General features: G+C 61.8%; 14 protein-coding genes. 9 read left to right on the top strand and 5 right to left on the bottom strand.

The window, feature by feature from the left end; genetic code table 11:
• Positions 1–289 precede the first annotated feature (289 nt).
• The 3 genes from F8N80_RS29100 to F8N80_RS29090 are packed head-to-tail and all read right to left on the bottom strand — an operon-like array spanning position 290 to position 4,485.
• Positions 290–2,386 carry an HlyD family efflux transporter periplasmic adaptor subunit gene (locus tag F8N80_RS29100; protein ID WP_150785245.1) on the bottom strand — a complete coding sequence of 699 codons (2,097 nt, stop codon included), beginning with the start codon at positions 2,384–2,386 and terminating at the stop codon, positions 290–292.
• The gene (locus F8N80_RS29095; RefSeq protein WP_150785244.1) at positions 2,387–3,706 is read right to left on the bottom strand and encodes an efflux RND transporter periplasmic adaptor subunit; all 1,320 of its coding nucleotides are present in this window, start codon (positions 3,704–3,706) and stop codon (positions 2,387–2,389) included.
• The gene (locus F8N80_RS29090) at positions 3,703–4,485 is read right to left on the bottom strand and encodes an efflux RND transporter periplasmic adaptor subunit (RefSeq protein WP_150785243.1); all 783 of its coding nucleotides are present in this window, start codon (positions 4,483–4,485) and stop codon (positions 3,703–3,705) included. The genes F8N80_RS29095 and F8N80_RS29090 overlap by 4 nt, the downstream gene beginning before the upstream one ends.
• A gap of 1,154 nt (positions 4,486–5,639) precedes the next feature.
• Between F8N80_RS29090 and F8N80_RS29085 the strand changes: the two genes are divergently transcribed.
• The 4 genes from F8N80_RS29085 (at position 5,640) to F8N80_RS29050 (ending at position 9,694) form a co-directional block, all read left to right on the top strand.
• Positions 5,640–5,969, top strand: a complete 330-nt coding sequence (locus F8N80_RS29085) for a hypothetical protein (RefSeq protein ID WP_150785242.1) — start codon at positions 5,640–5,642, stop codon at positions 5,967–5,969.
• A gap of 78 nt (positions 5,970–6,047) precedes the next feature.
• Entirely contained in the window at positions 6,048–7,613 is a 1,566-nt protein-coding gene (locus F8N80_RS29080) for a methyl-accepting chemotaxis protein (RefSeq protein WP_150785241.1), read from the top strand.
• Between the two features lie 638 nt (positions 7,614–8,251).
• A complete protein-coding gene (locus F8N80_RS29060) occupies positions 8,252–8,653 on the top strand; it encodes a MerR family transcriptional regulator (RefSeq protein ID WP_128869613.1) in 402 nt (133 codons plus the stop codon).
• A 141-nt stretch (positions 8,654–8,794) separates the two neighbouring features.
• A complete protein-coding gene (locus F8N80_RS29050; protein WP_150748915.1) occupies positions 8,795–9,694 on the top strand; it encodes a hydroxymethylglutaryl-CoA lyase in 900 nt (299 codons plus the stop codon).
• Between the two features lie 880 nt (positions 9,695–10,574).
• Here F8N80_RS29050 and F8N80_RS29045 read toward each other — a convergent pair.
• Positions 10,575–12,272 (bottom strand): AMP-binding protein, encoded by a 1,698-nt coding sequence (locus tag F8N80_RS29045; protein WP_150785240.1) that lies wholly within the window; start codon positions 12,270–12,272, stop codon positions 10,575–10,577.
• Between the two features lie 523 nt (positions 12,273–12,795).
• Here F8N80_RS29045 and F8N80_RS29040 point away from each other — a divergent pair.
• From F8N80_RS29040 to F8N80_RS29025, 4 genes are all read left to right on the top strand, one after another.
• The gene (locus F8N80_RS29040; RefSeq protein ID WP_150785239.1) at positions 12,796–13,959 is read left to right on the top strand and encodes an isovaleryl-CoA dehydrogenase; all 1,164 of its coding nucleotides are present in this window, start codon (positions 12,796–12,798) and stop codon (positions 13,957–13,959) included.
• A gap of 99 nt (positions 13,960–14,058) precedes the next feature.
• Positions 14,059–15,663 carry a carboxyl transferase domain-containing protein gene (locus F8N80_RS29035; protein WP_150785238.1) on the top strand — a complete coding sequence of 535 codons (1,605 nt, stop codon included), beginning with the start codon at positions 14,059–14,061 and terminating at the stop codon, positions 15,661–15,663.
• 117 nt (positions 15,664–15,780) lie between these two features.
• Positions 15,781–16,596 (top strand): gamma-carboxygeranoyl-CoA hydratase, encoded by an 816-nt coding sequence (locus F8N80_RS29030; RefSeq protein ID WP_150748919.1) that lies wholly within the window; start codon positions 15,781–15,783, stop codon positions 16,594–16,596.
• A complete protein-coding gene (locus F8N80_RS29025) occupies positions 16,596–18,551 on the top strand; it encodes an acetyl/propionyl/methylcrotonyl-CoA carboxylase subunit alpha (RefSeq protein ID WP_150785237.1) in 1,956 nt (651 codons plus the stop codon). Before F8N80_RS29030 ends, F8N80_RS29025 begins: the two co-directional genes overlap by 1 nt.
• A 57-nt stretch (positions 18,552–18,608) precedes the next feature.
• Here the strand turns inward: F8N80_RS29025 and F8N80_RS29020 are convergent, their stop codons facing one another.
• The gene (locus F8N80_RS29020) at positions 18,609–19,256 is read right to left on the bottom strand and encodes a LexA family protein (protein WP_150747379.1); all 648 of its coding nucleotides are present in this window, start codon (positions 19,254–19,256) and stop codon (positions 18,609–18,611) included.
• A gap of 130 nt (positions 19,257–19,386) precedes the next feature.
• Here F8N80_RS29020 and F8N80_RS29015 point away from each other — a divergent pair, with 130 nt between their 5' ends.
• Complete coding sequence (locus tag F8N80_RS29015; RefSeq protein WP_150747413.1) at positions 19,387–19,728, top strand: DUF6124 family protein; 342 nt, start codon at positions 19,387–19,389, stop codon at positions 19,726–19,728.
• Positions 19,729–19,811: the final 83 nt, after the last annotated feature.

The following is a 19,811-nucleotide window of genomic DNA, read 5'->3' as shown; positions in this document are numbered from 1 at the left end:
TCAAATTGCCTTGTATTGTCTGAAAGCACTGAGCCAGACGCTTCAAAAAGATTGAGCTTGCGTCTACAAACCTCCATGGAGGCGGGAAAATGGGCCCGTCGGTGGCACTGGACGACCACCCGATCGCCCTCGCTATCGGTGTAATACCGTTCGCAGGAGCGAGCTTGCTCGCGATGGTCGTTAACGATTACGCGTGTTTTTACTGGTTAATCGTGGCGCTCTTGAGCCCATCGCGAGCAAGCTTGCTCCTACAGGCATTACGCTATCGGCGTTGCGCGGTCTGCCTGCGCTAAAAACCACTCTCCCTTACCCCCAGCGCCGCCACTCGACGCCAGGCCGTTCCCAGCAACGACTCACTGCGGCCTTGCATCACCACCACACCGCGCAAGGGCTGCGTCGGGGTGGCGAGCGGGTCCAGCGTGACGAGGCGCACCGCGTATTGTCCCTGAACCGGCTCCGGCCGCTGATGCTGGTCGCGGCGCACGGCAATCGGTCCGTGGTGATCTGACGTCAGCGCTTCCAGCTCGATGAGCCGGGCGCCATTGGCATCGATTTCGCTGAGCTGGACCGCGACGGCCGGGTGCATCGGGTCATCGGCGATAAATCGCCCCCGAGCCCCCGGAGCGACCCGCCACAGCTCGGCTTCGGCCAGATAACCGCGCAATCGCACGCCCTCTTCGATGACGCTGGCCAGCGGCTCTTTGGGCGACAACCAGCGGCCGGCATTCAACTGCGGTAACAGGTCCCGTACCTTGCCGGTCTGCGGTGCGCGAATCAGCAAACGCTCACGTTGCGCGGCCAAACCACGGTACTCGGCCACCGCCGCGGCCAACCGCTGCTCGACGATCCCGGCATCGGCGGCGGTTTCACTGCGGCTGGCCTGACGACGCATCTGCAATTGCTGGATCTGGATTTCCCGCCGCACGATGGCCTGGCGTGAATCGAGGTCGGGTGATTCCAGCTCGATCAATACGTCACCCTGAGCGACTGACTGGCCATCGCTGACATTCACCTGTTTGACCCGCGCCGCCACCGGCGCATGCAAGGTGCTGACGCGGGCCGCTTCGAGCATCGACGGCATTTCCACCGCGCTGCGCCATGGCACGACCAGCAGCAAAACGAGCGCCACCAGCCCCAGGGCACTGCGCAACACCCGAGGCGCGTGGGCCTGGTCGCGCCGGGTCCACCACTCGCGCCACTCGCGCACGATCGGCAGGAAGATGAACCACAGCAACTCGACGAGCATCAGCAAGATGCCCAAGAGCTTGAAGAACAGGTGATACACCGCCAGTGCAATCCCGAAAAAAAGCACTGCGCGCCATAGCCACGAGCCGTAACCCCAGATCAGTAAACGGCGTTGCATCGACGGCGACCAGGGCTCCGGCGCCGGCGCACCAAAGCCGAACAAGGCCTCACGCAGACGCCAGCGGCACAGGGCAAAGGCCCGCTCCTGGAGGTTATCCACCTCCCATAAATCGCTGAGCAAAAAATACCCATCGAAGCGCATGAAGGGGTTGAGGTTGATCACCAGCGTGGTGATCCAGGTGGCACCGGCGAGCATGAACGCCGCCGTGCGGCCGGGACCTTCAGGCAGCAGTGACCAGGCCAGCAAAGCGAGACAGGCCAGGAGCAATTCCGCCAGTACGCCGCCCGCGCCGATCAGCAGCCGGGCACGACGATCATTGACCCGCCAGGCGTCACTGACATCGGTGTAAAACATCGGCAGCAGCACCATGAACGCCACGCCCATGCTTTGCACCCGGCAGCCGGCGCGCTTGGCCATGAACGCGTGGCCGAATTCATGGCAGAGCTTGGCGAAGAGCAACGCCAGGCCGAACGCCAGTGCACCGCCGAGGCTGAACAGATGCGGGAAGGTGCCGATAAAGCGTTGCCAGTCCCGAGACACCAGGAACACCCCGAGCAGCAGCGTCGCCGGCAATCCGTAGCGCAACGCTCGCGGGCCGAAACGCTCAAGCCAGGGCCAGGCGCGGTCCAGAAACGCGTCCGGGCGCCACAGCGGGATGCGGAAAAACAGGTATTGGTGCAGCAGGATCTGCCACCATGACTGGCGCAGGGCGCAGGCTTTGAGGCTGTAACTGTTGCGTTGTTGTGGGTCGAGGGCGGTGATCAGGTCGTGACTGCGCAAAAACCCCAGCAATTGATCGAGCTCGGCGCCGTCCAGCGCTAACCCCGGTTCGCGGTTGGCCGCGCGTAATACCTGCTCGGGCTCGCCCAGGGACCAATGGCGCAGCAGGCGCATCGCCGCCGTGCCGAGCTTGAAGTAGCGCCCGCGTACCGGATCGGCCAGGGTCCAGCGCGGTGAGCCGTCGAGGGCCGGGGCCGCCGCCGACAGTTGCAAGTCTGCCCGCAGGCTCGGCAGGCTCATCTACAGGCCCACGCTTTGACGCAACCCGGCGAGAGGCCGGCGCAGCAAATACAACGCCAGCGGTGCGCGATCACCCAGGATTTTGGCGGTGCCGCGCAAGCCGATACGTGGGGGGGCCGCGTCGAAACGGGCGTCCAGTCGATAGGCCAGCTGTCCACCGGCGGTGGGCTGCGCTTCGTAGGCCGAACGTTCGAGTCTGGCCAGATGCCGTTGCAAGGGGTCGCTGTCCAGAAACAGCGCGACCTGCGCCCCTGGCGCCAACGCTATCGCATCGCCCACCGCCAATTCGATGCGCAGCTCGGCCTGGTTCGGGTCGGCGATTTCCATCAAGCGCTCGCCGGTCTGTACCGGTTTGCCGGTCCAGCGGTCAGCGTCGGCAAATACGGCGATGCCATCGCGCTCGGCGCGTACTTCGCTGCGACTGAGCAGTTCGCGTGCGTAATTGCGTTCGGCGCGTTTCTGTTCGACCCGTGCCGCCAGCAAGTCAATGTTCGAACTGGATTCGGCATCGGTGAATGAGCGCTGGGAATTGGCCTTGAGTTCGGCCTCAGCCACGCCCAAGGCACGCTCGGACACATCGAGCTGGGCCTTGAGCGTGGTGTTTTCGAAGCGCAACAGCAGATCGCCGGTTTTTACCCGTTGATTGGGTTTGACCAGGAATTCCACAATCACCCCATCCAGCGGCGCCGCCACCACCCGGCCGCCCATTGGCACGACTTCGGCGGGTGCCAGCACCGATTGACGCACCGGAATCAACAACCCGAGCAGCACCACCGCCAACAGCGCCAGCTGACGTTTATGGGTCCAGCGCAGCCGCCACGGTTTTCGCGGTTGCAGCGCCAGCCAGGCATGGCTGTACGTGTCGCCCAGCTGCGACAGCAAGACCTGTTCGGAACCGGTCCACACACTGTCCCGGGCCAGCCAAAGGCCGCCAAACACTTCGCCCTGATGATCCACCAGCGGCAGCCAGAACACCTGCGCGGCAGAAAGACTTTGCCAATCCGCCCGGACCGACTCGCTGAGGACATCAGGGGGGATCACCCGCGCCTGTTTCAGGACATCGAGTTTGAACAACTGCGCCACCGCCTGCTCGACGAACGCCACGAACGGTGCGTTCGGCTCCACCACACTCACGCCGGTCACGGCTTGCACCTTGCCGGTGATCAACAGCGCCGCATGCCGAAAACCGAACAGTGCCTGGCCGTCGTTGACCAGACTGTAGGCCAATTGCGCCGGGGTGCGGGCCGCGCGAGTCTGTCGTTCGAGGTCAAGAAAACGGGCAAACACCTGTTCGGCGCCGCCCGTTACCGGGGCGTTCACTTGAACTCCGCGAAATGCGCCGTGCCGCTCATGCCAGCCAACAGCCCGGTGGCACTTGGCAACGTCGCCACCAGCAGCAAGGTCTGGCTGCCTTCATCGATCCGTGCCCCGAGGCGCTTGACCGTGGCAGCCAGTGGCTGACCGGTTTCATCCGGCACAAAACTGAAGGTCTGGCCGGGCTTGAGCTTGCTCATCCAGCGCGACGGCACCAGCAGATGAATGTCCAGGGTCCGGTTGTCGACCACCTCCAGCAATGGCGCACCGGCAGCAACGCTTTCATAGCGCTGGACCTTGCGCTCCACCACCTGGCCATCAAACGGCGCGAGTACGCTGCAGCGCTTGACCTGAACTTGATACACCAGGGACTGGGCCTGGGTCTCGCTGACCTTGGCCTCAGCCCGCGCCACTTCAAAGCGTCCGACCGAATTCAGTGCCGCCAGTTGCTTGTTGTGCGCCAGCTCTTCGCCCGCCCCACGACTGGCCGCCTGGGCCGCATTGAGCTGCGCCTGAAAACTCGAGCAATCGAAACGCGCCAGGGTATCGCCCTTCTTGAACGACTCCCCCTCGCTGAACGGCAACTCGACGATCCGCCCCGGCAACTCGCTGGCGAGCACCGCCTGATCACGAGCCCGCAGCACGCCACGGGCTTCACTGCCCGCCCGCGCAGAGCCCGGGCTGTTTTCCAGCAACGGGTCCTCTGGTGCCGGGGGTTGGGCCTGTACTGCTGCTGCACAGGTTACAAAGGCAAATCCTGCTACCCAACTTCCAAAACGCGGCATAACCGTGACTCCCAGACGGATCGGCGAAGTCTACGACAGCGTTGGGTGGCGTCAAGCACATAGCCATCATTGGTGGAAATGTAGGAGCCGGCTTGCTGGCGAAGAGGTCGGCACATTCAGCATCTTTGTCACTGGCATACCGCCTTCGTCGGAACGCCGCCCGGAGCAAGCCCGCTCCCACAGTTGATCTCTGTCGTACACATATTCTGTATTCACAGAAGAACCCCTGTGGGAGCCGGCTTGCTGGCGAAGAGGTCGGCACATTCAGCATCCTTGTCACTGGCATACGTTGGTTTTTTGCCTGGTTCAAGATTTTTGCTGTCTTGGATATCGCCTTCGCGGGCAAGTCGGGTCGCCGCACCGCTCGCTCCTACAGGTGATGTCGACCATTCATTCCTGGCTCGACGCTAACCTGTAGGAGCGAGCGGTGCGGCGACCCGACTTGCCCGCGAAGGCGGCCTGTCATTCAACATAAATTCCGGCCCAAAAAAATGCCCGCATCTCACGACACGGACATTTTTCATTTCAACTCAGCGCTCAGACATCATACTTCGCGGTGACTGCGATCAATCGCGGGCAAGCCTCAATGCCAGTCGGTTAAGGAAATTGTAGGAGCGAGCTCGCTCGCGATGGACTCAAGAGCGCCGCGTTTAACCAGCAAACACGCGTTATCGTTAACGACCATCGCGAGCAAGCTCGCTCCTACCGTAGGCCGCATTCGCTTAACTGACTGGCATTAGGGCAATGCCTTGCTTCTGTGGGGTTGCGTCGATTTTGGGGAGCGGGATTTGTTGGCGGAGTGGGTCTTGGGGCCAATGGAATTTCATGACGTAGTTGTCGGAGATTTCCTTCAAGTTTTAGCGGTTTGCATGAACTGGTGCGCAGTGTGCTGCATGGGTAGTCTTTCGCTGTCACTGCCAATGCGGTGGCGGGGTGTAGGAACCCTTGGAAATACGTCGCGCACCGGCGCTGTCGTTTGATTTCGGAACTTGATTCGTGTCCGTAAATCGTCGCGACGGCCGTGCGCGGGGCACGTTTCGACGTGGCTGAGTTTGGTGTGTTTCCTCAGTTTCCTACTCCCGCGTGCGGCTGCCACCCAAGCCCGAAGGAAAGGTCGTTGGTAGCTTGAACTCATTCTCCAAGGCACCTGAAAAATGACATCGAGTACTTCCGACTCACCCTACATAAAACCAACCCCTCACCCGGAAAACCGCTTCAAGGCGCTCACCAGCAATTGCAGCGACATGCCCACCCTCTTCATCGATACCCAGGCGCCACTGGATGTGCTGGTCGACGCGGCCAACCATCGGATTCAGGCCGTGACCCAGGTGCTGGAAAACCTGTCCATGCGCGGTTCGATCGAGTGCGAGTCGTTCATTCTCAGTGACTTTGCCTTGCTCTGCGCCGTGCCGTTGCGGGATGGGTGTGATGTGCTGGAGGTGATTGGGCAGCGGTTGCGGCCGCGGGCTTCGGGGGGTGTTTAGGGGGGATGAAAAATAAAAACTCAACAAATCCGTGACCGCGCCGACACCCTGTCAAAGCCTCACGGATCGACTATAGCCATGCGTAACAACCAGCCCATTACTCAACGCGAACGGACCTTCCCGGCTCAGCAACGGTTGATTTCGACGACCGATGCCAAGGGCGAGATTAGCTACTGCAACGACGCCTTTGTCGAGGTCAGCGGGTTTTCTCCGGAGGAGCTGGTTCGTGCGCCGCATAATCTGGTGCGTCACCCCGACGTGCCGTCTGCGGTGTTCGCGCACATGTGGGGCACGTTGAAACAAGGCTTGCCATGGATGGGCATTATCAAGAATCGCTGCCGGAACGGCGATCATTATTGGGTCAACGCCTATGTCACGCCGGTGTTCGAAGGCCGGCAGGTGGTGGGTTACGAGTCGGTGCGGGTCAAGCCCACGGCCGAACAGATTCGCCGTGCCGAAGCCCTTTACCAGCGCCTCAACCAGGGCAAGTCTGCCGTGCCCTCCTCGGATAAATGGCTGCCGGTGCTGCAGGATTGGTTGCCGTTCATTCTGGTCAGCCAGCTGGGTTTCCTGATCGGGGCGTCGCTCAATTCGCAATGGGGCTTTGCCCTCGCCGCCGGGCTGTCGGTGCCGCTGGGTCTGATGGGGTTGCGCTGGCAGCAGCGCGGGCTCAAGCGTTTGTTGCGCCTGGCCGAGCAGACCACGTCGGACCCGTTGATTGCGCAGATGTACACCGACAGTCGCGGCGCTCAGGCGCGGCTGGAGATGTCGATTCTCAGTCAGGAAGCCCGCCTGAAAACCTGCCTGACCCGCCTGCAGGACACCGCCGAGCACCTGAGCGAGCAAGCGAAACAGTCCGACACCCTGGCGCACAACAGCTCCACCGGGCTGGAGCGCCAGCGCGTGGAAACCGAGCAAGTGGCGACGGCGGTCAACCAGATGGCGGCGACCACGCAGGAAGTCGCCAGCCATGTGCAGCGCACGGCGGATGCGACGCAGGAAGCCAATCGCCTGACCGGTCGCGGTCGTGACATCGCCGGGGAAACCCGTGAAGCCATTCAGCGCTTGTCGAGGGTGGTCGGGGAAACCGGTTTGACCGTGACCCAGCTGGCCAAGGACAGTAACGAAATCGGTGGCGTGGTGGATGTGATCAAGGGCATCGCCGACCAGACCAACCTGCTGGCGTTGAACGCGGCCATCGAAGCGGCGCGTGCCGGTGAGATGGGGCGCGGGTTTGCGGTGGTGGCCGATGAAGTGCGGCAATTGGCGCGACGCACCAGTGAATCCACCGGGCAGATTCACGCGCTGATCGCCAAGCTGCAGCACACCGCCAGCACTGCGGTGCAAACCATGGAGGCCGGGCATCGCCAGGCCGAGGAAGGTGTGGCGCGGGTGCTGGAGGCGGATCAGGCGCTGGTGGGGATCAGTGAAGCGGTGGCCCACATCACCGACATGGCCACGCAGATTGCGGCGGCGACCGAGGAGCAAAGTGCGGTGGCTGAAGAAATCAGCCGCAACATCAGCAACATTTCGCATTTGGCGGACCAGACGTCGGTGCAGGCGCAACATTCGGCGTTGTTGAGTGAAGAGCTGACGAAGACGGCGAATACCCAGTATTCGTTGGTGGAGCGGTTTAACCGCTAATTGCCTTCTCAAGGTAAAAACCCGGGCGCTGATGCGCCCGGTTTTTTTTGTGAGGCGAATGCCAGTCAGTTAAGGCGAGGAACCTGTGGGAGCGGCGATGCGACTTGTCCGCGAAGACGGCGGCTCAGTCAATATTGATGTCGCCTGACACGCCGCCTTCGCGAGCAAGCCCGCTCCCACAGTGGGCCGGTGTGAACGCCGATTTTGTGTTCACCGACGATCCCTTGTGGGAGTGGCGGTGCGGCGATCCGACTTGCTCGCGAAGATGGCGGCTCAGTCAATATTGATGTCGCCTGACACGCCGCCTTCGCGAGCAAGCTCGCTCCCATAGTGGGCTGGCGGAAACTCAGATTTTGTGACCGCCAGAGATCCTTGTGGGAGCGGGCTTGCCCGCGAAGAGGCCGGCATATCCAGCATCTCTGTCGGCTGACACACCGCCATCGCGGGCAAGCCCACTCCCACAGGTTTTGCGTCATACACAAGAGTGTTGGTCAACCTAAATCGCTGTGGACAAGCCCCCTCCCTACTATTCGTGTGTACTGCAAGATGTGTAGATACCGATGGTGTGATGAGCCGCCCCTTGACGTAAACGTCAACCTGCCATTAGCTTAGCGCCATGACCTTTTTCGAGCGCTTCCATGAGCAGCCAGACCTATAGCATTTCCGACCTCGCCCGCGAGCTCGACATCACGACCCGGGCCATTCGCTTTTATGAAGAGCAAGGTCTGCTCAGCCCTGAGCGGCGTGGCCAGGAACGCATCTATTCGCCCCGGGACAAGGTCAGCTTGAAGCTGATCCTGCGGGGCAAGCGCATCGGTTTCTCACTGGCCGAGTGCCGTGAGTTGATCGAGCTTTACGATCCTACTGGCGGTAATCAGAAACAGCTGCAGACCATGCTGAACAAAATCGCCGAGCGTCGGGAACAGCTTGAGCAGCAGATGCTTGATATCGAGCAGATGAAGCTGGAGTTGGATACGGCGCAGGAGCGGTGCAGCCAGGCGTTGGAGCAGACGATCAAGAGTCAGCAAGCGGTTCAATAGGTCCACACAATCTACTGTGGGAGCGGGCTTGCTCGCGAATGCGGTGTGTCAGCCAACATCAATGTTGAATGTAAATCCGCATTCGCGAGCAAGCCCGCTCCCACATTCGAACGATGTCGTCCATAACAACAGGTCAATCCCATGTCCCTACCCACTCACGTACGCCTGGTCGAAGTCGGCCCTCGCGACGGTCTGCAAAACGAAGCCCAACCCATCAGCGTCGCGGATAAAGTGCAGCTGGTCGATGCCCTGACCGCCGCAGGCCTGGGCTATATCGAAGTCGGCAGTTTCGTCTCGCCCAAATGGGTGCCGCAAATGGCCGGTTCCGCCGAGGTCTTCGCGCAGATCCAGCGCAAGCCCGGGGTGACCTATGCGGCACTCGCGCCCAATCTTCGCGGGTTTGAAGATGCCGTGGCCGCTGGGGTCAAGGAGGTGGCGGTGTTCGCCGCGGCGTCCGAAGCGTTTTCCCAGCGCAACATCAATTGCTCGATCAGTGAAAGCCTGGCGCGTTTCGTGCCGATCATGGACGCGGCGAAACAGCACGGCGTGAAGGTGCGGGGTTATGTGTCCTGTGTGCTGGGCTGCCCGTACGAAGGTCACATCGCTCCGGAGCAAGTGGCCCGGGTCGCGCGCGAGCTCTACGCCATGGGCTGCTACGAAGTGTCCCTGGGCGACACCATCGGCACCGGGACGGCCGGTGCCACCCGCAAGCTGATTGAAGTGGTGGCGGCCGATGTGCCGCGGGAAAAACTCGCCGGGCACTTCCATGACACCTATGGCCAGGCCATGGCCAATATCTACGCCAGTCTGCTGGAAGGGGTCGCGGTGTTCGACAGCTCCATCGCCGGCCTCGGCGGCTGCCCCTACGCCAAGGGCGCCAGCGGTAACGTGGCCACCGAAGACGTGGTGTACCTGCTGAACGGCCTGGGCATCGACAGCGGAATCGACCTCGAGGCCTTGATTGTGGCAGGCCAGCAAATCAGCACGGTGCTGGGACGCGCCAGCGGTTCGCGCGTGGCCAGGGCTCGTAGCGCGCAGTGAGTACGCGGGTGTGTCGAGGTGTTACCGCAGGGACAGGAATGTGGGGGGCAAGCGAGTAACACGGAAACAAATCTGCCGAATCTGGCCCACTGAAAAAACCTCATAAAACTCAACTCATTGATTTTAAAGGGTTTTAAAAAGTTGGCACGGGTTCTGCTATCTCTATGGCATAACAAGAACAAAAAAAAACGCGACACACCTAATAAAAATAAGACGTAACGACTCTGACATAACAAAAACAACACGGCAGAGACGCAGCTAACAGATTTTTTTGGAGAGGATGTGCTTTTCAGGGTGCTTTTCGGAGTGACCCGCAACCGGACAGAGAATAATAAAACTACCTTCAGGTAGCTCCCGAACTGGTTGGATCGCTTGGCGAGAAAGTAGATCAGCGCTCAAAAAAATACGTTTGCTCTTGATCCCGGATGGGGATCGATAAAAACAGCGGTAAAGGGTCACGGTTGCCAAAAACAAAAACAGACCGCCCCTCAATAATAAAAAAAGAGCACGTGACGACAAAATTAAAGGGGAGCTTCGGCTCCCCTTTGTGCTTTCTGCGTTTCGCCAAATTGTGCCGGTATTTCTCCCGCTCACCCATCCCACTGCCTGTACCTGTACCTGTACCTGTGCCTGTGCCTGTGCCTGTAGGAGCGAGGCTTGCCCGCGAAGGGGACGCCGCGATTTAACAGGGAAACCGCGTTATCGTTCTTCGCGGGCAAGCCTCGCTCCTACAGAAGGGAACGCCGCGATTTCACAGGCAAACCGCGTCATCGTTCTTCGCGGGCAAGTCGGGTCGCCGCATCGCTCGCTCCTACAGGTTCGCCAGATCCACCGGGCTCATCAGGTCAACCGGGTTCATCAGGTCCACCAGGGAATGTGGTCAGGTTTTGTTGATGCGCAATTCTTCGATGCTGATCTCGCGCATGCGGAATTTCTGGATCTTGCCGGTCACGGTCATCGGGAACTCCTCCACGAACTTGAAGTAACGCGGCGTCTTGAAGTGGGCGATGCGCTCCTTGCACCAGGCTTGCAGTTCCTGCTCGGTGGCGCTGTGGCCGGGGTGGAATTTGATCCAGGCGACGATTTCTTCGCCGTAGCGCGAACACGGGATCCCGATCACTTGCACATCGGCTACGGCCGGGTGGGTGAAGAAGAATTCTTCCAGCTCCCGTGGGTAAACATTTTCACCGCCGCGGATGATCATGTCCTTGTTGCGACCGGCGATGCACACGTAGCCTTGGTCGTTCATGCTCGCCAGGTCGCCGGTGTGCATCCAGCCGGCCTGGTCGATGGCTTCCGCGGTGCCTTGCGGGTTGTTCCAGTAGCCGAGCATCACGCTGTAGCCGCGGGTGCACAGCTCGCCAATGGTGCCGCGCGGCACCAGGTTGCCCGCCTCGTCGATGATTTTGCTTTCCAGTTGCGGCTGGGTGCGGCCGACGGTGGTGACGCGCAACTCCAGTTCGTCCGACGGGCCAGTCTGCAACGACACCGGACTGGTTTCCGTCATGCCGTAGGCGATCTGCACTTCATTCATGTGCATGTCACTGATGACCCGGCGCATCACTTCGATCGGACAGGTGGCCCCGGCCATGATCCCGGTGCGTAGGCTCGACAGGTCGAATTCGGCGCGCTGGGGTTGGTCGAGCATGGCGATGAACATGGTCGGTACGCCGTAGAGCGCGGTGGCCTTTTCTTCGGCGACGGTGGTCAGGGTCAGTAGCGGATCGAACGCGTCGTTGGGGTAAATCATGGTGCTGGCGTGGGTCATGCAGCCCAGGTTGCCCATGACCATGCCGAAGCAGTGATACAGCGGCACCGGGATCACCAGCCGATCTTCGTGGGTCAGGCCGAGGCTTTCGCCGACCATGTAGCCGTTGTTGAGAATGTTGTAGTGGCTGAGGGTCGCGCCCTTGGGGAAACCGGTGGTGCCGGAGGTGTACTGGATGTTCACTGCCTGGTCGAAATGCAGGCTGTCCTGACGTTCGTGCAGCTGCTCGGCGGACACGCTGCTCGCGAGATCGGTCAGCTGGGACCAGGGCAGGAAACCCGCTGGCGGCTGGGCGTCGAGGCTGATTACCCCGCGCAGGTCCGGCAGGCGTTCGCTGTGCAATTGGCCGGTGGCGTGTTCCGCCAGTTCCGGCACCAGGCCTTGCAGCATGCCGTGGTAGTCGGAGGTCTTGAAGGCGCCGGCACAGACCAGCCATTGGCAGCCGGATTGCTTGAGTACGTATTCCAGTTCGGAACTGCGGTATGCCGGGTTGATGTTGACCAGGATCACGCCGATTTTCGCGCTGGCGAACTGGCTGATGCACCACTGGGCGCAGTTGGGGGCCCAGATGCCGAGGCGATCACCGGTCTGCAGGCCCAGGGCCAATAGCGCCCTGGCGTGCAGGTCCACGGCGTCGGCCAATTGCTGCCAGGTGTAACGCAGTTGTTGGTGGCGCACGACCAGCGCCTCCCCGGTCGGGTACTGCGCGACGGTGTTGTCGAACGCCTGGCCGATGGTCATCGCCAGCAAGGCTTTGTCCTGGGAACCGCGGGTGTAGCTGCGCTGCGGGCTTGCAGTGGGTTGATCCATGATGACCCCTGTTGTCTTTATTAATGGGCTGCGGACGGTTTCCTGTGGGGGCGGGTTTGCTTGTGAAGAGGTCGGCATGTTCGACATTGATGTTGAATGATCTGACGTCTTCGCGGGCAAGCCTCGCTCCTACAGGGTTCAGCTGCGGGCGGTTTCCTGTGGGGCGGGTTTGCTTGTGAAGAGGTCGGCATGTTCGACATTGATGTTGAATGATCTGACGTCTTCGCGGGCAAGCCTCGCTCCTACAGGGTTCAGCTGCGGACGGTTTCCTGTGGGGCGGGTTTGCTTGTGAAGAGGTCGGCACGTTCAACATTGATGTTGACTGATCTGACGCTTTCGCGGGCAAGCCTCGCTCCTACGGGGGGTGGTCCGTGTTTACATCTTGAGCTGGCTCTAATGTCGCCTAAGTTGACGTTAACGTAAAGGGTGATTGACAGCCATTCGTCTCAGGTTTACGTTAACGTAAAGGTGAGAAGCGGATCACGACCCTCCCCTACCCTACAAAAAAGCCAAAAGGTGCCCCATGAGCTATCCATCCCTGAATTTTGCCCTCGGTGAAACCGTCGACATGCTGCGCGATCAGGTTCAGTCCTTCGTCGCCAAGGAGATCGCCCCGCGCGCCGCTCAGATCGACATCGACAACCTGTTCCCGGCCGACCTGTGGCGCAAGTTCGGCGACATGGGCCTGCTGGGCGTCACCGTGCCGGAAGAGTACGGCGGTGCCGGCCTGGGCTACCTGGCTCACGTGGTGATCATGGAAGAAATCAGCCGCGGCTCGGCTTCGGTGGCGCTGTCCTACGGCGCGCATTCCAACCTCTGCGTCAATCAGATCAACCGCAACGGCAATCACGAGCAGAAAACCAAGTACCTGCCGAAACTGATCAGCGGCGAGCACATCGGCGCCCTGGCCATGAGCGAGCCGAATGCCGGCTCCGACGTGGTGTCGATGAAGCTGCGCGCCGACAAGCGCGGCGATCACTACGTGCTCAACGGCAGCAAGACCTGGATCACCAACGGTCCGGACGCCAACACCTACGTGATCTACGCCAAGACCGACCTGGAAAAGGGCCCCCACGGCATCACCGCGTTCATCGTCGAACGGGATTCCAAAGGCTTCAGCCGCAGCAACAAATTCGACAAGCTGGGCATGCGCGGGTCCAACACCTGCGAGCTGTTCTTCGATGACGTGGAAGTGCCGCAAGAGAACATCCTCGGCATGCTCAACGGTGGCGTGAAAGTGCTGATGAGCGGCCTCGACTACGAGCGCGTGGTGCTGTCCGGCGGCCCGACCGGGATCATGCAGGCCTGCATGGACCTGATCGTGCCCTACATCCACGACCGCAAGCAGTTCGGCCAGAGCATCGGCGAATTCCAGCTGATCCAGGGCAAGGTCGCCGACATGTACACCCAGCTCAACGCCAGCCGCGCCTACCTGTACGCAGTGGCCCAGGCCTGCGAGCGCGGCGAAACCACGCGCAAGGACGCCGCCGGGGTGATCCTGTACAGCGCCGAACGCGCCACGCAAATGGCCCTCGATGCGATCCAGATTCTCGGCGGCAATGGCTACATCAACGAATTCCCCGCCGGGCGCCTGCTGCGTGACGCCAAGCTGTACGAAATCGGTGCGGGCACCAGTGAGATCCGGCGCATGCTGATCGGTCGCGAACTGTTCAACGAAACGAAATGAATTTCGTTAGCGGCAAGCGGCAAGTTTCAAGCGGCAACAAGACTGCGCGCTTGCTTCTAACTTGTAGCTTGCAACTTGAAGCTGCTACGGAGTAGCCCGATGATTTTGCATACCCAGCTCAACCCCCGTTCGGCGGAGTTCGCCGCCAACAGCGCGGCCATGCTCAAACAGGTCGACGCCCTGCACACCCTGCTCGCCCAGGTGCAGCAAGGTGGCGGCCCGAAGGCGCAGGAACGCCACACCTCCCGGGGCAAATTGCTGCCCCGTGAACGCATCAATCGCCTGCTCGATCCGGGTTCGCCGTTTCTCGAGATCAGCCAACTGGCGGCCTATGAGGTGTATGGCGAAGACGTGCCGGCCGCGGGCGTGATTGCCGGGATCGGCCGGGTCGAAGGCGTCGAATGCATGATCGTCGCCAACGATGCCACGGTGAAAGGTGGCTCGTACTACCCGCTGACCGTGAAAAAACACCTGCGCGCCCAGACCATCGCCCAGCAGAACCGCCTGCCATGCATCTATCTGGTGGACTCCGGTGGCGCCAACCTGCCGCGCCAGGATGAAGTGTTCCCCGACCGTGAGCACTTCGGCCGGATCTTTTTCAACCAGGCCAACATGAGCGCCATGGGCATTCCGCAGATTGCGGTGGTGATGGGCTCGTGCACCGCCGGCGGTGCCTATGTACCGGCCATGGCCGACGAAGCGATCATGGTGCGCCAGCAGGCGACGATTTTCCTCGCCGGCCCGCCGCTGGTAAAAGCCGCGACCGGTGAAGTGGTCAGCGCCGAAGACCTGGGCGGGGCCGACGTGCACTGCAAGATTTCCGGGGTGGCCGACCATTACGCCGAGAGCGACGAGCACGCCCTGGCCATTGCCCGACGCAGCATCGCCAACCTCAACTGGCGCAAGCTCGGCGAAGTGCAGCAGCGCACGCCGATCGCCCCGCTCTACGCCAGCGACGAGTTGTATGGCGTGGTATCGGCGGACGCCAAGCAGCCGTTCGATGTGCGGGAAGTGATCGCGCGGCTGGTGGACGGTTCGGTGTTCGATGAATTCAAGGCGCTGTTCGGTACGACCCTGGTCTGTGGTTTTGCCCACCTGCACGGTTACCCGATCGCGATCCTCGCCAACAACGGCATCCTGTTCGCCGAAGCCGCGCAGAAAGGCGCGCACTTTATCGAGCTGGCCTGTCAGCGTGGCATTCCGTTGCTGTTCCTGCAGAACATCACCGGGTTTATGGTCGGGCAGAAATACGAAGCCGGCGGCATTGCCAAGCACGGCGCGAAACTGGTGACGGCCGTGGCGTGCGCCAAGGTGCCGAAGTTTACGGTGATCATCGGCGGCAGTTTCGGTGCCGGTAACTATGGCATGTGCGGGCGGGCGTACGACCCGCGCTTCCTGTGGATGTGGCCGAATGCGCGGATCGGCGTGATGGGCGCCGAACAGGCGGCCGGTGTGCTGGTGCAGGTCAAGCGCGAGCAGGCCGAGCGCAGTGGCCACGGCTTCAGCGCCGAGCAGGAAGCCGAGATCAAGCAGCCGATTCTCGACCAGTATGAAGAACAGGGGCATCCCTACTATTCCAGCGCACGGCTGTGGGACGACGGCGTCATCGACCCGGCGCAGACCCGCGATGTGCTGGCCCTGGCCTTGTCGGCGTCGCTGAACGCGCCAATCGAACCGAGCCGCTTCGGCGTGTTCCGGATGTGATTTTTTGTGGGAGCGGGCTTGCTCGCGAATGCGTAGTGTCAGGCAACATCAATGGCGACTGACACACCGCATTCGCGAGCAAGCCCGCTCCCACAAGGACCGTGGAGACGGACGAACATGAGCGACTTTAATACGCTGGAACTGCTGACCGACCCCCGGGGTTTTGCGACCCTGTGGCTTAGCCGTGAAGAAAAGAACAACGCGTTCAACGCCGAGATGATCCGCGAACTGATCCTCGCCCTGGACAAAGTGTCGAGCGATGCCAGCCTGCGGTTCCTGCTGGTGCGCGGCCGCGGCAAGCATTTCAGTGCCGGCGCCGACCTGGCCTGGATGCAGCAATCGGCCGAACTCGATTACCACACCAACCTCGACGACGCCCGGGAACTGTCGGAGTTGATGTACAACCTGGCCAAGCTGAAAGTCCCGACGCTGGCGGTGGTGCAAGGCGCTGCCTTTGGTGGCGCGTTGGGCCTGATCAGTTGCTGCGACATGGCGATCGGCGCCGATGACGCGCAGTTCTGCCTGTCGGAAGTGCGCATCGGCCTGGCCCCGGCCGTGATCAGCCCGTTCGTGGTGCAAGCCATCGGCGAACGGGCGGCACGCCGCTACGCGCTGACCGCCGAGCGTTTTGGTGGGCAACGGGCGCGGGAAATCGGCTTGTTGTCGGAGAGCTATCCCTCCACTGAGCTGGAACAAAAAGTCGAGCAGTGGATCGACAACCTGCTGCTCAACAGCCCGGCGGCCATGCGCGCCAGCAAGGACTTGCTGCGTGAAGTCGGCAACGGCGCGCTGACCCCGGCGCTGCGCCGCTACACCGAAAACGCCATCGCGCGCATCCGCGTCAGCCCTGAAGGCCAGGAGGGCTTGCGGGCCTTTCTGCAAAAGCGTGCGCCGATCTGGAAAGCCGCAACCACCCCCAAGGAGTCGCGTTGATGAGCGCACCTGTTCTCACCACCCTGCTGGTGGCCAACCGCGGCGAAATCGCCTGCCGGGTCATGCGGACCGCCAAGGCCCTGGGCCTGACCACCGTGGCCGTGCACAGCGCCACTGACCGCGACGCGCGCCATAGCCGCGAAGCGGATATTCGCGTCGACCTCGGCGGCAGCAAAGCCGCCGACAGCTACCTGCAGATCGACAAACTGATTGCCGCGGCCAAGGCCAGTGGCGCCCAGGCGATCCATCCGGGGTATGGCTTCCTGTCCGAGAACGCCGGGTTCGCCCGCGCTATCGAAGCCGCCGGCCTGATCTTCCTTGGCCCACCCGCCTCGGCCATCGACGCCATGGGCAGTAAATCCGCGGCCAAAGCCTTGATGGAAACCGCTGGCGTGCCGCTGGTGCCGGGCTATCACGGCGAAGCCCAGGACCTCGAGACCTTCCGCGACGCCTGCGAACGCATCGGCTACCCGGTGCTGCTCAAGGCCACGGCGGGCGGCGGCGGCAAAGGCATGAAAGTGGTCGAGGAGGTCAGCCAGCTCGCCGAAGCCCTGGCCTCGGCCCAGCGTGAAGCGCAGTCCTCGTTCGGCGATTCGCGGATGCTGGTGGAGAAATACCTGCTCAAACCGCGCCATGTGGAAATCCAGGTGTTCGCCGACCAGCACGGCCACTGCCTGTACCTCAATGAACGGGACTGCTCGATTCAGCGTCGGCATCAGAAAGTCGTCGAGGAAGCACCCGCCCCGGGCCTGAGCCCGGAACTGCGGCGTGCCATGGGCGAAGCCGCGGTGCGTTCGGCCCAGGCCATCGGGTACGTCGGTGCCGGTACCGTGGAATTTCTGCTGGATGCCCGCGGCGAGTTCTTCTTCATGGAGATGAACACCCGCCTGCAAGTCGAACACCCGGTCACCGAAGCCATCACCGGCCTCGACCTGGTGGCCTGGCAGATTCGCGTGGCGCGCGGTGAAGCGTTGCCGATGACCCAGGATCAAGTGCCGCTGCTCGGTCATGCAATTGAAGTGCGCCTGTACGCCGAAGACCCGTCCAACGACTTCCTGCCGGCCACCGGACGCCTGGAGTTGTATCGCGAATCCGCGCCCGGTCCGGGCCGTCGGGTGGACAGTGGCGTGGAAGAAGGCGACGAGATTTCGCCCTTCTACGATCCGATGCTCGGCAAGCTGATTGCCTGGGGCGAGGACCGTGAACAGGCGCGCCTGCGGTTGCTCCGCATGCTCGATGAGTTTGCGATCGGCGGGCTCAAGACCAACATCAACTTCCTGCGCCGGATCGTCGGCCATCCGGCGTTTGCCGCGGCGGAGCTGGATACCGGGTTCATTCCGCGTTATCAGGAGCAACTGCTGCCGGCCCCTGCGGATCTCGGCGACGAATTCTGGCACGCCGCCGCCCAGGCCGTCGCCCAAAGCCAGCCGGCTGCCCCGCGCGCCGATGACCCGGGGTCGCCCTGGGCGATCAACAGCGGGTTGCGTTTCGGCTTGCCCCGGGAGATCACCCTGCACCTGAGCTGTGAAGGCCAGGACCGCGCACTGACCCTGGGCCGCGCCGATCCCCACACCGCACAGCTCAAGGGCGAACAGCTGCTGACCGAGCATCACGGCGTGCGCCGCCAGCATCGGGCGATTCGCCGGGGTGACAGCCTGTACCTGCAATGGGCCGGTGAATTGCGTCGCATCGACGCCTACGACCCGATCAGTGCCGTCGAAGCCAGTCACAGCCATCAGGGCGGGCTTGCCGCGCCGATGAATGGCAGCATCGTGCGGGTGCTGGTGGAGGCCGGGCAATCGGTCGAAGCCGGGGCGCAACTGGTGGTGCTGGAAGCGATGAAAATGGAGCACAGCATCCGCGCGCCCCATGCCGGGGTGATCAAGGCGCTGTATTGCCAGGAAGGCGAGATGGTCAGCGAAGGCAGTGCGCTGGTGGAACTGGAAGAAGCGTGAACTGAAGATCGGTGCTGCGCCTGGGCCTGGGCCTGGGCCTGGCGCGGACCGATCCGGCTAGAACCTGATCGTCGCCTGCACCACGACGCCGATGATTCGGCATTCCTGGGTGTAAAGGGCTTTCGGGTACGTCGGATTGAGCGGTACCAGGTAACGCTGCCCGCCCTCTTCGATCAGCTTGCGAAACGTGGCCTCGGCGCTGTCCGGCCACCGGGCGATCACCAGTTTGCCGGGCAGCGCTTCCACGGCCGGGTCCACCAGGATCAACATGCCCTCGGCAATGCTGATGCCCGTGGGGGCCGTCATCGCATCGCCTGTCACCTCCAGCCAGAACGCCGCGCCCCGGGCCGGGTAATCGGACAGTTCGAAACGCCCCTGACCGTACACCGCCGGCTCGCCGTCGCGCACCTCTGCGGTGGCTCGCCAGCCACTGACCGGGTAACGGAAGTACGGGTTGTACTTTTTCGCCAGTTCCTGGCCGTCGGCCTTCGAGGCGTCCGGCTCCCGGATCACCAGCGCCACCTCGAGAAAGTCCAGGCCCAGCGCCTGCAGCACCCGGTTCATGTCATCGATGCCGGGCTGACGACGTTTGTTCAGCCAATGGCCAATGCCGCCCTGGGACATCCCCACGCGCTCGGCGAGTATCTCTTGAGTGACTTTGAGTTCACTCATCTTGGCCTTGACCAATTCAATCCATTTATCCATGTGCGGCACGATACGTGGGTGCCTCCGACCATCAAAACACAACTTGTAGTATTTAAATTCTCGTCACAAATACACTTTGTACTAGGATTGTTTCACGGATATGAATCCCATCACGGAGCTTGCCATCACCATGACCATCCCCAGCAATGACCTGCCAGACATGCCGATCGACACCACCCTCACCTCGCCCGAAGGCTTTGCGGCCGCGCAGCGAGCGCTGGACTATTACTTGAAACCAGCTGTTTCAGAGGAAGTGGTCGAACAACGCTTCTTTGACGTGAACCGCAATATCAGCAGCGAAGAGGCCCTGATCCATGCGTCGGACCTGCTGCGGTGTGCCGCTGCCACCGCCTACGAGTCAGGCAACAACCTGCAGGGCGCCAACCGGCACCTGGCGTTTTCCACGGTGCACATGATCGACATGGCCAGGGCGCTGGTGGACCGGTCCCTGGAATGTGCTCAGAACGGCTGAAACGAGGATGCTTTCGAGGAGGACGGGAAAGAATTTTCCAATCGCGCAGGTAAAAACATTTGACTTGCAAACGAGAATGATTA

Source organism: Pseudomonas fluorescens, assembly GCF_902497995.1.
Classification (GTDB): domain Bacteria; phylum Pseudomonadota; class Gammaproteobacteria; order Pseudomonadales; family Pseudomonadaceae; genus Aquipseudomonas; species Aquipseudomonas fluorescens_BK.
Note: the sequence above shows the minus strand (reverse complement) of the source record. Positions and strands in the feature narration are given on the sequence as shown.

Coding starts and splice junctions, on each gene's coding strand:
- F8N80_RS29100 (WP_150785245.1), bottom strand. CDS start 2,386: ATGAGCCTGCCGAGCCTGCGGGCAGACTTGCAACTGTCGGCGGCGGCC.
- F8N80_RS29090 (WP_150785243.1), bottom strand. CDS start 4,485: ATGCCGCGTTTTGGAAGTTGGGTAGCAGGATTTGCCTTTGTAACCTGT.
- F8N80_RS29085 (WP_150785242.1), top strand. CDS start 5,640: ATGACATCGAGTACTTCCGACTCACCCTACATAAAACCAACCCCTCAC.
- F8N80_RS29080 (WP_150785241.1), top strand. CDS start 6,048: ATGCGTAACAACCAGCCCATTACTCAACGCGAACGGACCTTCCCGGCT.
- F8N80_RS29060 (WP_128869613.1), top strand. CDS start 8,252: ATGAGCAGCCAGACCTATAGCATTTCCGACCTCGCCCGCGAGCTCGAC.
- F8N80_RS29050 (WP_150748915.1), top strand. CDS start 8,795: ATGTCCCTACCCACTCACGTACGCCTGGTCGAAGTCGGCCCTCGCGAC.
- F8N80_RS29045 (WP_150785240.1), bottom strand. CDS start 12,272: ATGGATCAACCCACTGCAAGCCCGCAGCGCAGCTACACCCGCGGTTCC.
- F8N80_RS29040 (WP_150785239.1), top strand. CDS start 12,796: ATGAGCTATCCATCCCTGAATTTTGCCCTCGGTGAAACCGTCGACATG.
- F8N80_RS29035 (WP_150785238.1), top strand. CDS start 14,059: ATGATTTTGCATACCCAGCTCAACCCCCGTTCGGCGGAGTTCGCCGCC.
- F8N80_RS29030 (WP_150748919.1), top strand. CDS start 15,781: ATGAGCGACTTTAATACGCTGGAACTGCTGACCGACCCCCGGGGTTTT.
- F8N80_RS29025 (WP_150785237.1), top strand. CDS start 16,596: ATGAGCGCACCTGTTCTCACCACCCTGCTGGTGGCCAACCGCGGCGAA.
- F8N80_RS29020 (WP_150747379.1), bottom strand. CDS start 19,256: ATGGATAAATGGATTGAATTGGTCAAGGCCAAGATGAGTGAACTCAAA.
- F8N80_RS29015 (WP_150747413.1), top strand. CDS start 19,387: ATGACCATCCCCAGCAATGACCTGCCAGACATGCCGATCGACACCACC.